The sequence below is a fragment of the Pseudomonas sp. LTR0 genome (genome assembly GCF_036630035.1).
Lineage (GTDB): Bacteria > Pseudomonadota > Gammaproteobacteria > Pseudomonadales > Pseudomonadaceae > Aquipseudomonas > Aquipseudomonas putida_Y.
Window position 1 is genome coordinate 2,239,691 of sequence record NZ_CP123734.1, and the last position, 12,399, is coordinate 2,252,089.

Below are 12,399 nucleotides of genomic sequence, written 5' to 3' on the forward strand. Positions count from 1 at the left end.
TATCTGTGCGCCAACATACTCAACCCCGCCTCAGGAACCTCCATGCGATTCACCCCAGCCTCGTTTGCCATCTTTACGGCAATGTTCACACCTGAAGTCCTCGCCGAACAGACCGGTACCTCCACCATCGTCCTCGGTGAAGTGAATATCACCCAAACGGCCGGTACAGCCTTGAGCACTGAAAATGTGCTTACGTCGGTCGACGTCCTGGGCGGCGACCAGGTGCGAGATAAAAATGTGATGAACAGCTGGCAGTTGTTGGGGCAGATGCCGGGCATCCAGCTGACCGAAACGGGGCAAGGTGCCGAATCAGGCAAGGTCACTTTTCGCGCGTTCAATGGTGAGGGCTACATCAACGGCATCAAGACCCTGATCGACGGTGTGCCGAGCAACGTCAACAGTGGCAACCAGCGCTTCATCGATATGATCTTCCCGCTGGACATCGAGTACATCGAGGTGGTGCGCGGTACCAACGATCCGCGCTATGGGCTGCACAATATCGGCGGCAACATCAACTTCGCGACCCGCCAGGGGGGAAACTATGTCGATAGCCGTGTGACTTACGGCAGCTTCGATACGCGCGAAGTGCAGTTGGCGGTCGGGCACGAGGAGGGGAATTTCGCCCAGAACTATATCCTCGCCAAGCAAGACAGCAACGGTTACCGCGACCACAGCGAATCCAACAAATACACGCTCGGCGGCAAGTGGTTCGTCAGCAACGACGAACAAGACTTCCGTGTCGGCCTGATCGCTCGCCTGTACCACCACCAGGCCCAAGAGTCAGGCTTCCTCACCCGCGAGCAACTGCACGCCAGCCGTACCCAATCGCCGGCCAAGAACGCCAATGATGGTGACGATCGCGACATGAAGCAGTTGAGCCTGCACGCCGACTGGCAGCTTGACGATGACCTGAGCCTGAGCAGCAAGCTGTACTACAACAGCTACAACGATGATCGAACCATCACGTTCACCGATTACCAGCCCGGCAACGCGCCACGCCAGCGTCGGCAGTGGGATGAACAGCAGCGAGGGATGCTCAGCAACCTGACCTGGCGCGCTAACGATCTGCTGACGCTGGATGGCGGCATCAACTACGAGGAGCAGGACAACCAGTACCGTCGCCTGCGCTACAACTACGGGATCCCGACCGATTTCGACGCCACGCCGGCACGTGTGCAGAACGACGACACTTACACCCTGCGCAATATTGGCGGTTATGTGCAGGCGGTCATTCAGCCGACCGACGCGCTGAAGATCATTCCTGCCATGCGCGTCGACAAGTTTTCGGGTAACAGCGAGACGCTCGGCGGCGTCAAGGCATCCCTGCAGGATTATGGCTGGATCCGCCAGCCGAAGCTGAGCGTAATTTACAGCCTCACGCCGGAGATCGACCTTTACGCCAACTGGGGGCGTACTTTCCAGATCCTTACGGGCTCTGGCGGGCCAGCTTATCGGGTGCCTGGGCAAGCCTCGTACGACCCGTCGATCAACACCGGCAAGGAAGTGGGCATCAAGTTTCAGCCATTCCCGGGCGCTCAGGCGCGGGTTGCGCTTTGGCAGCAGGACGCGACCGATGAAGTCGCGAACATGCCCAGCACTGGTACCACGGTCGGCCTTGGCGAAACACGCCGGCGTGGTGTGGACATGCAGATCAGTGCTCAGCTGGACGATCAATGGACGGTTTGGGCGTCCCACGCGATCCAGGAGGCCAAGGTGGTCAAGGCCTACGCTGCAAACGGCCAGTCATTGTCCGGCAAAGAGGTATTTTCCACCCCCCGCTACATCAGCAATGTGGGTGTCGACTACCGGTACAACGATGACTGGAAGTTCGGTATGCAGGGGCGGGCGCAGGGCAGCTACTACATCGACGAGTTGAACGAGCAGGGTAAGTACGGCGGTTTTGTGGTCGTGGACGCCAGTGTCAGTTACCGTGTCACCTCGTCGACCAGCGTCGACCTGCAGGTGAAAAACCTGTTTGACCGTGAATACGAATACGTCTGGTACGACAACTTCTTCTGGGGGGGCAACGACCAGGCGATGTTCTCGCCAGCACCAGGCCGTTCAGCGTTCGTGTCGATAAACATGAGCCTTTGACAGGGCGGGTGCATTGGCAAGGAGCCTCTTGAGGGCGACACATATCGCCTTCAAGAGGTCTGCGGGATCAACAGGCCAGTGCAGCTTAAGCCACCGCTGCCAACTTGGCGCTGGTCTGCCGACGACGGTAGGCACTGTCACGGCTCGCCAGCCACCAGTACAGCGGCGAGGTGACCGCCAACCCTACCAGCCACGACAGGTCAGCCCCGTTGATGTGTTCGGAAATCGGCCCGACGTACAGCGGGGTGTTCATGAACGGTATCTGCACCACGATCCCCACAGCGTAGGCGATCAGTGCTTGCGGGTTGTAGCGCCCGTAGATCCCACCATCGACCTGGAAGATCGACTGGATGTCGTAGTCGCCTTTGTGAATGGCGTAGAAGTCGATCAGGTTGATCGCCGTCCACGGCACCAGCACCACCAGCAGTACCAGCACCATGTCAACGAAATGGCCGATGAAGTCTGCCGACGCGAACACTGCTACCACGCAGCAGGCCGACAGCACGATCAGCGACAGCACTGCACGGCTTTTGGCGGTGGGGATCCAGCGGTAGGCGAATGTTTGCACCAAGGTGATGATCGACAGTACAGCGCCATACAGGTTGAGGGCGTTATGGCTGATCACGCTGAGCAGGAACAGCACCAGCATGATCGGGCCGAGCGTGCCGGTGGCCAGCTTGACCGCGTCCATGGTGTCCATGCCGGCCGGGATCGCCAGCACGGCCACGGCGCCGAAGATGAACGACAGGCTTGAGCCCAGGGCCGAACCCAGGTAGGTGGTCCAGAAGGTCGAGCTGACTTTTACATCTGCCGGCAGGTAGCGCGAGTAGTCCGACACATAGGGCGCAAAGGCGATTTGCCACAACGCCGCCAGCGACACGGTGGCCAGCCAACCGGCCAGGTTGAAGCTGCCACGGGTGAGGAAATCGTCGCTCTGCACATGGGTGAAGATGTAGCCGAAGCCGACCACGATACCGATGCCCAGTACCCAGGTGCCAATGCGATTGAGCACGTGGATGAAGCGGTAGCCGATGATGCCGATGATGCCTGAGCCCAGCGCCCCGATGACGATGCCCACCGGTACCGGAACGGCGTCGACCACGCCATGCAGTGACTTGCCGGCAAGGACGATGTTGGATGCGAAGAAGCCGATGTACATGACGCCTGCGATCACCACCACCAGCAGCGCGCCGAGGGTGCCGAACTGAGCGCGGCTCTGGATCATCTGTGGAATGCCCATTTGCGGGCCCTGGGCCGAGTGCAGGGCCATCAGCACCCCGCCAACCAGGTGGCCGACAAGGATGGCGACGATGCCCCATACCAGGTTCAGGTGGAACAGTTGCACGCCCAGCGCGCCGGTGACGATGGGCAACGGCGCGATGTTGCCGCCGAACCAGAGCGTGAATAGATCCCTTACCTTTCCGTGGCGGTCTTGCGGGGGCACGTAGCCGATCGTGTGTTTTTCTATCAGGGGTGCCGAATTGGCTGCACTGGTCATGACTGACTCCAAGGCAAGGTAGGGCATTGGGAACTGCCCGGGGGCGTGCCGGCGGTGGGCGACGCGTTCTTGTTGGAGCGATGATGAGGGGCGCGGGGATAACGAGAAATTAGTAAATATGTACCCATAAACCTTAAAAAACCTAAGGCTGACAAAAGCTTAAGCGGGTGACGGTAGCAAGGAGAGTGCCAGCTGGCTGAAGGCCTTGGGGTAGAGGGGCGGCGGGTTGGCAACCGGATCACGGTGGGCTGGGTTGGTGCGATGTGCGCGTTTTCAGGGCAGATGAAAGGTTGCCTGTGCAGGCCTCTTCGCGGGTAAACCCGCTCCTACAGCAGGCGCGGGTTTACCCGCGAAGAGGCCGGCACAAGAGGAAACAGCTACATGGGTAACAACCGATCCTGAATCACTTCCTTCATCACCAAGGTCGAGCTCAAGCGTTTCACATTGGGGATACTGGTCAGATGCTCGTCATACAGCTTCTGAAACGCCGGCAGGTCCTTGGCCACCACATGCAGCAGGTAATCCGGGTCGCCGAACAGCCGCTGCGCTTCGACAATCTGCGGGATCTGCGCCAGTGCCGTTTCAAAGTCCGCCACCGGCTGACGGGTCACCTCGCGTAGCGTCACAAATACCAACGCGGCAAAGTTCAGCCCAAGGGCGCTCGGTGCCAGCCGTGCGTGATAGCCCAGAATGGCTCCGGACTCTTCCAGTGTCTTCAAGCGCCGATGGCAGGGTGACAGGCTGAGTCCTACGCGGTCGGCCAGCTCGGTTACCGACAACCGTCCGTCTTTTTGCAGCTCGGCAAGGATTTTTCGATCAGTTCTGTCCATCGGGAAGAATCTTCCAATTCATGAATTCTAAGGGGAAATATACGAAAGAAAATCCCCGAGCGAAATCCGTAATCTTTCGACATCCCAATGCAGTAGATAAGGAAGATTCAAGTGGCTATCAGTGTGCTGACGGCGTTCTGGGCTGTGTCGATGCTGTTCGTGATGACCCCGGGTGCAGACTGGGCCTATGCCATCTCGGCCGGCATGCGCGGGCGCTGGGTGATGCCAGCGGTGGCGGGGATGTTGTCGGGGCATTTCCTGGCCACGCTGGTGGTGGCGGCCGGGGTTGGCAGCCTGCTGGCTGGTCACCCGTTGGCGCTGACCTTGCTGACCCTGGCGGGGTGCACCTATTTGTTGTGGCTGGGCGGCAACCTGTTGCTCAGCCCGGCATTGCCGGCGGCCGGGCAGGGCGGCGCGGGGGAGTCTGGCTCGCGCTGGGCGTTGAAGGGGTTTTGCGTCAGCGGCCTGAACCCCAAGGTATTCCTGCTGTTCCTGGCCCTGCTGCCGCAGTTCACCGACCCGCAGTCGAGCTGGCCCGTGCCGTTGCAGATCTTGTTGCTGGGGCTGGTCCACCTATGCAGTTCGCTGGTGATCTACACGCTGGTCGGCTATGGCGCCAAAGCTGTGCTCAGCACCCGGCCAGGAGCGGCAAAGCTGGTCGGGCGGGTGTCGGGGATGGCGATGATTACAGTTGCCCTGGGCTTGATAGTCGGGCAAATAAACTGATTTCGTGGGGCCGGGTTGGTTTCTCTTGGCAGTGTGGTTTTGAGCTTCGCGGCGCCGTTTATCGCCCATCGCGATGCAAGGTGTCAGTGACCGAGTACTTTTCCGAGCACCTGGCACACCTGTTCTGCCGAGTAGGGTTTGGCCAGAAAGGTGAACCCTTGGTGCCCACCTTCGGCAATCGCCTCGCTGTAGCCCGAAGTAAGGATCACCGGCAACTGCGGGCGCTGGCGGCGAAGTTCGCGGGCCAGCGCCAGGCCACCCAAGCCGGGCATGACCACATCGGAAAACACCGCATCAAAATCACCTGCGGGGCCAGTCAACTGCGCCAACGCTTCTTCTGCCGACCGCGCATAGCTGATTTGGTAGCCGTGGTCCTCGAGGAACTGAGCCGTGAAGCTGCCCAGGTCGGGGTTGTCTTCTACCACCAGTATTCGTCGCCGCTCGCCCTGTACCTGCGGCTGGCTGCCGGCCGAGGCGTCTTCGGGCAAGGCCGCAGGTGAGTCCTCCTGCGGCAGGTACAGGGTAAAGGTGGTGCCCTGGCCGGGGATGCTGTTCACCTGTACATCGCCCCCGGATTGCTTGGCGAAACCGAACACCTGCGACAACCCGAGCCCGGTACCTTCACCTGGGGCCTTGGTGGTGAAGAACGGGTCGAAGATGCGCTCCAGCAATTCGCTGGCAATACCGACGCCGCTGTCGCTCACCGATATCGCCGCGAACGGGCCAGGCAGCGAAGGCTGGCCGCGCAAGGCAGGCAGGCACTGGTCGGCCTGCAGGCGCAGCTGCAAGGCACCTTCGCCAGCCATGGCATCGCGGCCGTTGAGCATCAGGTTGATCACCGCGGTTTCCAACTGGCTGAGGTCGGCGCGGATGTGGCAGGGCGCTTGCGGTAACTGCAGCTCGACCCGGATGCGCGCGCCAGTGACGGTGTCGAGCATGTCGGCCATGGCCTCCAGCCGAGGCCCGGCCTCGAACACCTGCGGGCTGAGGGCCTGGCGGCCGGCGAAGGCCAGTAGCTGGCCGGTCAGTTTGGCACCACGGTCGACCGTGTCGGACATGGTCTTGAGGTAGCGCTCGCGGCGCTCCTCGGCCAGGTTGGGGCGCTGCAGGAAGTGCAGCGATGAGCGGATGATGGTCAGCAGGTTATTGAAGTCGTGGGCTACGCCGCCGGTCAGCTGGCCAATGGCTTCCAGCTTCTGGGCCTGGCGCAGCACGGCCTCGGTGTGCAGCAACTGAGTGGTGCGTTCTTCGACGCGATGTTCCAAGGTGGTGTTGAGCGCTTCAAGGGCCGCCATCGCTTCGCGCACTTCGGCATGGGCCTGGGCCCGTTGTATGTGTGCCCAGCATCGCTCGGTCACTTCGCTGATAAGTGCTTGCTCGTAGTCGGTCCATGCCCGGGGTACGCGGTCGTGAATCGCCATCAGCGCGGTCAGCCTGCCACCCTTGATCAGTGGCATGCAGATGGTGGCCGTAATGCCGATGGCCTGAAACGTCGCCGCCTCGTCAGTGGCCAGTTCGCGCAGGTTGTCGTTGATCACCAGGGCCAGGCCGCTGCGCAGGCGGCTGACCGCCAGGCGGCCGAAGTCATGCAGGTGATAGTGGCCCACCAGACGTGGTGAGCCGGGTGCCACCGCATCGCCGCAGATGGTGAAACCGTCCTCGTCGGGGTCCATCACCGCATAGGCGCAGCCGGACAGGCCGAGGTGCTCGACCAGCATGCGGGTGGTGATGGCCATGATGTGCTCCGGTTCGGCCGCCTCGGTAACGGCTCGCCCGAGGGTATCGAGAAAGTTCAGGCGTTGGTTGGTGACCACGCTGGCGGTGGTTTCGGTGACCGTGTCGAGCATGCCCAGTATCTCGCCATCATGGCCGCGAATCGGGCTGTAGCAGAAGGTGAAATAGGCCCGCTCCAAACCTCCGTTGCGGTCGATCATCAGCGGGAAGTCTTCGATGTACACCGCTTCACCGGCCAACGCACGGTCCGCCATGCTGCTGATTTCATCCCAGGCTTCGTGCCACACGTCGCGGAAGGGGATGCCCAAGGCCAGGGGCTTGCGACCGAGAATCGGGGTGAAGGCATCGTTGTACAGGGTGATCAAGTCCGGGCCCCACAGCACGGCCTGCGGAAAGCGCGAGGCCAGGCACAGAGACATCGTGGTTTTCAGGGCGTCGGGCCAATGTTCCAGCGGGCCCAGGGGAGTGCTGGCCCAGTCGTGGTTGCGGATGCGTTCGGCCATTTGCCCGCCGCCGTCTAGCCATCTAGCCATGTGCTTTGCCGGTCCTCTGTCTCAAGGCCCTTAGGGTGCACCGAGAATAGACCGTTGGCGAGGCTTTTGTGATGGCCTGTGCCACTTGCACAAGCCTCTGCAACTGCGCGATCCGAGTGGGAGCAGGTTCACCCGCGAAGCGGCCGGACAGGCTAGCGGATGAAGTGCACCTTGCCGGTGTCATCATTGCCCATGTAAATGCCATACACCCCGGCCTGCCGCTCGAGGATGTAGCGCTCGAGAATTTGCCGGATAGCCGGGTAGTAGATCTCATCCCAGGGGATTTCATCCGGTTCGAAGAACTTGTACGCCAGCGTCTCCGGCCCGTACTGCCCGGTCTCTTCGGTGACGATGGCACGGAAGATGATGTACACCTCGCTGATCTTTGGCACGCTGAAGATCGAATACGGCGAGACGATGTCCGCACGTACGCCGCTTTCTTCCCATACCTCGCGCAGCGCCGCCTGCTCGGTGGTTTCGCCAGCTTCCATAAACCCGGCAGGCAAGGTCCAGGTGCCGGGGCGCGGCGGGATGGCGCGCTGACAAAGCAGGTACTTTCCATCGCGCTCGATGATGCAGCCGGCGATGATCTTGGGGTTGATGTAATGGATGTAACCGCAGCCGGCGCAATGCAGGCGTTCGTGGGTATCGCCTGTGGGAATGCCCCGGGCCAGTTCCGTGGTGCAGTGCGGGCAGTAGCGCGGGGCATTGGGCATGATCAGCGACCTATGCGTGGTTCCTTCAGGGCCAGGGGTTCGACAATGTCGCGCACCTTGGCGTTGTCATCCTGCTTCTGGCGCAGGTAGTCCAGGGCCACTTTGGCGGCGGCGCGGACGTGGTCGACCGAGGCCTGGTGGGCCACCAGCGGGTCGCCGCCCTTGATGGCCTCGACGATCTTTTCCATTTCGCGGTTGCTGGCGCCACGGCGGTTTTCCTGCGATACCGAGGTGGCGCGCAGGTAGCTGATGCGGGCTTGCAACTGGCGCAACTGCTGGGCCGCCACCTGGTTGCCAGAGCCTTCCAGCAGCACATCGTAGAAACCTTGTACCGAATCCAGCACCTGTTGCAACTCGCCTTCTTCCAGTGCCTCGCGGTTCACTTCCAGCGCACGTTCCAGCGCACGGATGTCCTTGGCTTTGGCGTTGAGGGTGAACAACTGCACGATCAGGCCTTCGAGCACACAGCGCAGCTCATAGATGTCACGCGCGTCTTCCAGGGTGATGATGGCCACGCGCGGGCCTTTGGCGTCGGCGAACTCGACCAGGCCTTCGGACTCCAGATGACGCAGCGCTTCGCGTACCGAAGTGCGGCTGACGCCGAGGCGGTCGCACAGGTCGCGCTCTACCAGGCGGTCGCCGGGCAGCAGGTGAAAGTTCATGATTGCGGTGCGCAGCTTGTCGAGCACGATTTCGCGCAGAGTAACGGGGTTGCGGTTGACCTTGAAGCTGTCGTCGAGTGGCTGGCGTTTCATCAGGTGCGCTCTTTATGAGGCTGTTGCGCCAACATCGCGGAATGCCCCGAACCGAGGCTTTCCATGCAGTGGTTCGAACAGCCCGTTGTTAACGGGTTGGCTCCGCATCGGCTTCGGCAAACGCTTCACGGGCCAGGCGGAAACTGTCCACCGCCGCGGGTACGCCGCAATAAATGCCGACCTGGAGCAGGATTTCGCGAATCTGTTCACGGCTCAGGCCATTGCGCAGGGCACCGCGAATGTGCAACTTGAGCTCGTGGGGCCTGTTGAGCGCGGAAATCATGGCCAAGTTTATCATGCTGCGCTCTTTCAGCGACAAGCCTTCGCGGCCCCAGACGTGACCCCAGCAATACTCGGTGACCAGCTCTTGCAACGGTTTGGTGAACTCATCTGCGTTCTGGATCGAGCGGTTGACGTAGTCCTCGCCCAGCACCTGGGTGCGGATTTTCAGACCCTTTTCGTACTTTTCATTGCTCATGTGCAGTACTCCGGCATAAAACAGGGGCCGCAACCGAGGGTGAGACGATTAGCGCGACCCCTGAAAACAGGGGCATCGGTGTTGGCTTCTTCGCGGGCTTGCCTGCTCTCACAGGTTCCGGAATCTGTGGGAGCGGGCAAGCCCGCGAAGAGGCCAACACCAACTTCAAGGTATATCAGCCGAGAGGCGGCAGGGCGCCCAGCTTGCCTTTGTGGTAGACCATCGGGGTCACCGGCTCGGCCGGCAACACCAGGTTCTTCACCGCACCGACAATGATCGCGTGGTCACCGCCGTCGTACTCGCGCCACAATTCGCACTCGATGATCGCCGTGGCCTTGGCCAGCAGAGGGTTGCCCAGCTCGCTCAGGTGCCACTCGATGTCCTTGGCCTTGTCCTTGCCCTTGCCTGCGAAGGCATAAGCCTCGGCGGTCTGGTCGGCGGACAGCAGGTGGATGGCGAACTGCTTGCTGTCGCGCAGGATCGGGTAGGTGTCGGAGGCGTAATTAGGGCAGAACAGCACCAGCGCCGGGTCGATCGACAGCGCGCTGAACGCACTGGCGGTGATGCCGACGATGCCGCCGTCGGCGTCCAGGGTGGTGACTACCGTGACGCCGGACGGGAAGGAGCCCATCACGTCTTTGTAGATGCCGGGTTCGATCATCTTGTGTTCCTCCTAGCGCATCACGAACGGGTCGGGCATCGGCGCGGTGGACAAGTTGATCCACACGGTCTTCAGCTCGGTATAGGCCAGCACCGAATCGATGCCGCTCTCGCGGCCGTAGCCGCTGTTCTTGAAGCCGCCTATCGGTGCCATGGCCGACACGGCGCGGTAGGTGTTGACCCAGATGATCCCCGAACGCACGTCACGGGCCAGGCGATGGGCACGGCCCAGATCGCGAGTCCAGATGCCGGCAGCCAGGCCGAATTGCGAGTCGTTGGCTATGGCCAGGGCTTCTTCTTCGGTTTTGAAGCGGATCACCGCGGCGACCGGGCCGAACACTTCTTCCTGCATGATGGTCATCGCGTTGCTGTCGCACTCGAACAGGGTGGGCTCGTAGAACCAGCCGTCACCTTCAACGTCGGCACGCTTTCCGCCCATATGCAGTTTGGCGCCTTCGGCCTTGGCTGCAGCCACCAGGCCTTCGACGACAGCCAGCTGCTGTGCGGTGGCCATCGGGCCCATTTCGCTGGCGTCTTCCTGCGGGTTGCCGATGCGGATGCGCTTGGCGCGGGCAATCAGGCGCTCGACGAATACGTCGAAAATTTCATCCTGCACCAGCAGGCGCGAACCGGCCACGCAGCTTTGCCCGGAAGCGGCATAGATGCCCGCCACGGCGCCATTGATGGCGCTGTCCAGGTCGGCGTCGGCGAAGATGATGTTCGGCGACTTGCCACCCAGTTCCAGTGACAGCTTGGCGAAGTTTTCGGCACTGCTGCGCACCACGTGGCGGGCGGTGGCGGCACCGCCGGTGAAGGCGATCTTGCGCACCAGCGGGTGGCGGGTCAGCGCCGCGCCGGTGCTTGGGCCGAAGCCTGTGACCACGTTGACCACCCCGGCCGGGAAGCCGGCCTCAAGGGCCAGACGGGCCAGCTCGAGGATGGTCGCCGAGGCGTGCTCGGACGGTTTGAGCACGATGGTGTTGCCGGCAGCCAGGGCAGGGGCCAGCTTGATCGCGGTGAGGTACAGCGGGCTGTTCCAGGGGATGATCCCGGCAACCACGCCGATCGGCTCGTGCACGGTGTAGGCGAACAGGTCGGGTTTGTCCAGCGGCAGGGTGCCGCCTTCGAGCTTGTCGGCCAGGCCCGCAGTGTAGTGGAAGAACTCCGGCAGATAGCCGACCTGGCCGCGGGTTTCGCGGATCAGCTTGCCGTTGTCACGGCTTTCCAGCTGGGCCAGGTGCTCTTTGTTCTCGGCAATCAGGTCACCCAGACGACGCAGCAGCTTGCCGCGTGCGGTGGCAGTGATGCTGCGCCACGCCTTGCTGTCGAAGGCACGCTGGGCGGCCTGAACGGCCAGCTCCACATCGGCTTCATCGGCGTCGGGCAGCTGCGCCCAGGCCTGGGCGGTGGCCGGGTTGAGGCTGTCGAAGGTCTTGCCGCTCTGGGCATCGCGCCATTGGCCGTCGATGCACATCTGGAAACGAACGAGGGTCATGCAACAATCCCCTTGGCGGATTCGGTGAGGGTGCTGGCTTGGGTGAGGAAGTCCAGCAGCATCTTGTTGACTTCACGCGGTGCTTCCACCGGCATCATATGCCGTTGCTCGGCGAGGACCACACTCTGTGCACCAGGAATACAGGCGGCGAGCTGGCGGGTCATGGCCGGGGTCGAACCGGAGTCGAGTTCGCCAGTGGCGATCAGCGTCGGCACCTGGATACTGCCCAGGTCATTGGCGCGATACATGTCCTGGGTGGCGAACAGCGAATAAGTGGTGTGGTAGCCCTGCGGGTCGTTGCTTGCCAGCACCTGGCGAATGGCGGCGACCTGCGCCGGGTTTGCAGCCTTGTATTCACGGCTGAACCAGCGGTCCAGGGCAGCATCGACGTTGGCGTCGGGGCCCAGCTCCGCCGCCTGGGCAGCACGCGCGATCACCCCGGCACTCTGCTCGGGGGTACGGTTGAACACGCTGTTGAGCACGACCAGTGCAGCCAGGCGCTGCGGGTAATTGAGGGCGAATGCACGGGCAACCAGGCCGCCCATGGAGAAGCCGATCACGGTGGCTTGTGCGATTTGCAGGTGGTCAAGCAGTTCGGCGAGCTGGTCGGCATAGCCTTCCAGCGGTGTGTCGGCAGCCGGTACGCGGCTTTGACCGTGGCCGAGCATGTCGTAGGCGATGACGCGGTAGTCGTTGGCCAGGCCAACGAACTGACCGCCCCACATTTCCTTGTTCAGGCCCACGCCGTGGATCAGTACCACGGGTTGGCCCTGGCCGACAGCCAGATAGCTGGTGCCGCCAGGTGTGCGTTCAGCGACAGGCTGAATCATGGAGGGCGCTCCTTGAAGGTCGGGCGCGGCGGGTAAGCACGCCACGCCCC

Annotated in this window: 11 protein-coding genes; 2 read left to right on the forward strand and 9 right to left on the reverse strand. The window is 62.1% G+C overall.

Going from position 1 to position 12,399, the window contains the following annotated elements:
* Nucleotides 1-42: 42 nt before the first annotated feature.
* A complete protein-coding gene (locus tag QCL51_RS10295; protein ID WP_279934833.1) occupies nt 43-2,094 on the forward strand; it encodes a TonB-dependent receptor in 2,052 nt (683 codons plus the stop codon).
* An 85-nt stretch (nt 2,095-2,179) separates the two neighbouring features.
* Here QCL51_RS10295 and QCL51_RS10300 read toward each other — a convergent pair whose 3' ends face one another.
* Both QCL51_RS10300 and QCL51_RS10305 read right to left on the reverse strand, forming a co-directional pair.
* Nucleotides 2,180-3,592, reverse strand: a complete 1,413-nt coding sequence (locus QCL51_RS10300) for a cytosine permease (protein ID WP_252458673.1) — start codon at nt 3,590-3,592, stop codon at nt 2,180-2,182.
* Between the two features lie 377 nt (nt 3,593-3,969).
* Entirely contained in the window at nt 3,970-4,422 is a 453-nt protein-coding gene (locus tag QCL51_RS10305; RefSeq protein WP_014590636.1) for an Lrp/AsnC family transcriptional regulator, read from the reverse strand.
* A 111-nt stretch (nt 4,423-4,533) separates the two neighbouring features.
* On the opposite strand from QCL51_RS10305, the gene QCL51_RS10310 reads away from it, so the two are divergent.
* Nucleotides 4,534-5,148 (forward strand): LysE family translocator, encoded by a 615-nt coding sequence (locus QCL51_RS10310; RefSeq protein WP_338444819.1) that lies wholly within the window; start codon nt 4,534-4,536, stop codon nt 5,146-5,148.
* Nucleotides 5,149-5,231: 83 nt separating this feature from the next.
* Here the strand turns inward: QCL51_RS10310 and QCL51_RS10315 are convergent, their stop codons facing one another.
* The 7 genes from QCL51_RS10315 to QCL51_RS10345 form a co-directional block, all read right to left on the reverse strand.
* Nucleotides 5,232-7,415 (reverse strand): ATP-binding protein, encoded by a 2,184-nt coding sequence (locus QCL51_RS10315; RefSeq protein WP_338444820.1) that lies wholly within the window; start codon nt 7,413-7,415, stop codon nt 5,232-5,234.
* 152 nt (nt 7,416-7,567) lie between these two features.
* On the reverse strand, nt 7,568-8,131 hold the full coding sequence (locus QCL51_RS10320; RefSeq protein WP_028697721.1) for an NUDIX hydrolase: 564 nt from the start codon (nt 8,129-8,131) through the stop codon (nt 7,568-7,570).
* Between the two features lie 2 nt (nt 8,132-8,133).
* Complete coding sequence (locus QCL51_RS10325; protein WP_010954490.1) at nt 8,134-8,886, reverse strand: GntR family transcriptional regulator; 753 nt, start codon at nt 8,884-8,886, stop codon at nt 8,134-8,136.
* An 88-nt stretch (nt 8,887-8,974) separates the two neighbouring features.
* Nucleotides 8,975-9,364 (reverse strand): carboxymuconolactone decarboxylase family protein, encoded by a 390-nt coding sequence (locus QCL51_RS10330; RefSeq protein ID WP_003256073.1) that lies wholly within the window; start codon nt 9,362-9,364, stop codon nt 8,975-8,977.
* Nucleotides 9,365-9,539: 175 nt separating this feature from the next.
* On the reverse strand, nt 9,540-10,025 hold the full coding sequence (locus tag QCL51_RS10335; RefSeq protein WP_028697722.1) for a flavin reductase family protein: 486 nt from the start codon (nt 10,023-10,025) through the stop codon (nt 9,540-9,542).
* Between the two features lie 12 nt (nt 10,026-10,037).
* Nucleotides 10,038-11,519, reverse strand: coding sequence for an aldehyde dehydrogenase (locus tag QCL51_RS10340; RefSeq protein WP_338444821.1), 1,482 nt, complete (start codon nt 11,517-11,519; stop codon nt 10,038-10,040).
* Entirely contained in the window at nt 11,516-12,349 is an 834-nt protein-coding gene (locus QCL51_RS10345; RefSeq protein ID WP_325950749.1) for an alpha/beta fold hydrolase, read from the reverse strand. Before QCL51_RS10345 ends, QCL51_RS10340 begins: the two co-directional genes overlap by 4 nt.
* Nucleotides 12,350-12,399: the final 50 nt, after the last annotated feature.

Bases quoted from the DNA above. Each gene is read 5' to 3' on its own strand.
- QCL51_RS10295 (WP_279934833.1), top strand. From the start codon at position 43: ATGCGATTCACCCCAGCCTCGTTTGCCATCTTTACGGCAATGTTCACA.
- QCL51_RS10300 (WP_252458673.1), bottom strand. From the start codon at position 3,592: ATGACCAGTGCAGCCAATTCGGCACCCCTGATAGAAAAACACACGATC.
- QCL51_RS10305 (WP_014590636.1), bottom strand. From the start codon at position 4,422: ATGGACAGAACTGATCGAAAAATCCTTGCCGAGCTGCAAAAAGACGGA.
- QCL51_RS10315 (WP_338444820.1), bottom strand. From the start codon at position 7,415: ATGGCTAGATGGCTAGACGGCGGCGGGCAAATGGCCGAACGCATCCGC.
- QCL51_RS10320 (WP_028697721.1), bottom strand. From the start codon at position 8,131: ATGCCCAATGCCCCGCGCTACTGCCCGCACTGCACCACGGAACTGGCC.
- QCL51_RS10325 (WP_010954490.1), bottom strand. From the start codon at position 8,886: ATGAAACGCCAGCCACTCGACGACAGCTTCAAGGTCAACCGCAACCCC.
- QCL51_RS10330 (WP_003256073.1), bottom strand. From the start codon at position 9,364: ATGAGCAATGAAAAGTACGAAAAGGGTCTGAAAATCCGCACCCAGGTG.
- QCL51_RS10335 (WP_028697722.1), bottom strand. From the start codon at position 10,025: ATGATCGAACCCGGCATCTACAAAGACGTGATGGGCTCCTTCCCGTCC.
- QCL51_RS10340 (WP_338444821.1), bottom strand. From the start codon at position 11,519: ATGACCCTCGTTCGTTTCCAGATGTGCATCGACGGCCAATGGCGCGAT.
- QCL51_RS10345 (WP_325950749.1), bottom strand. From the start codon at position 12,349: ATGATTCAGCCTGTCGCTGAACGCACACCTGGCGGCACCAGCTATCTG.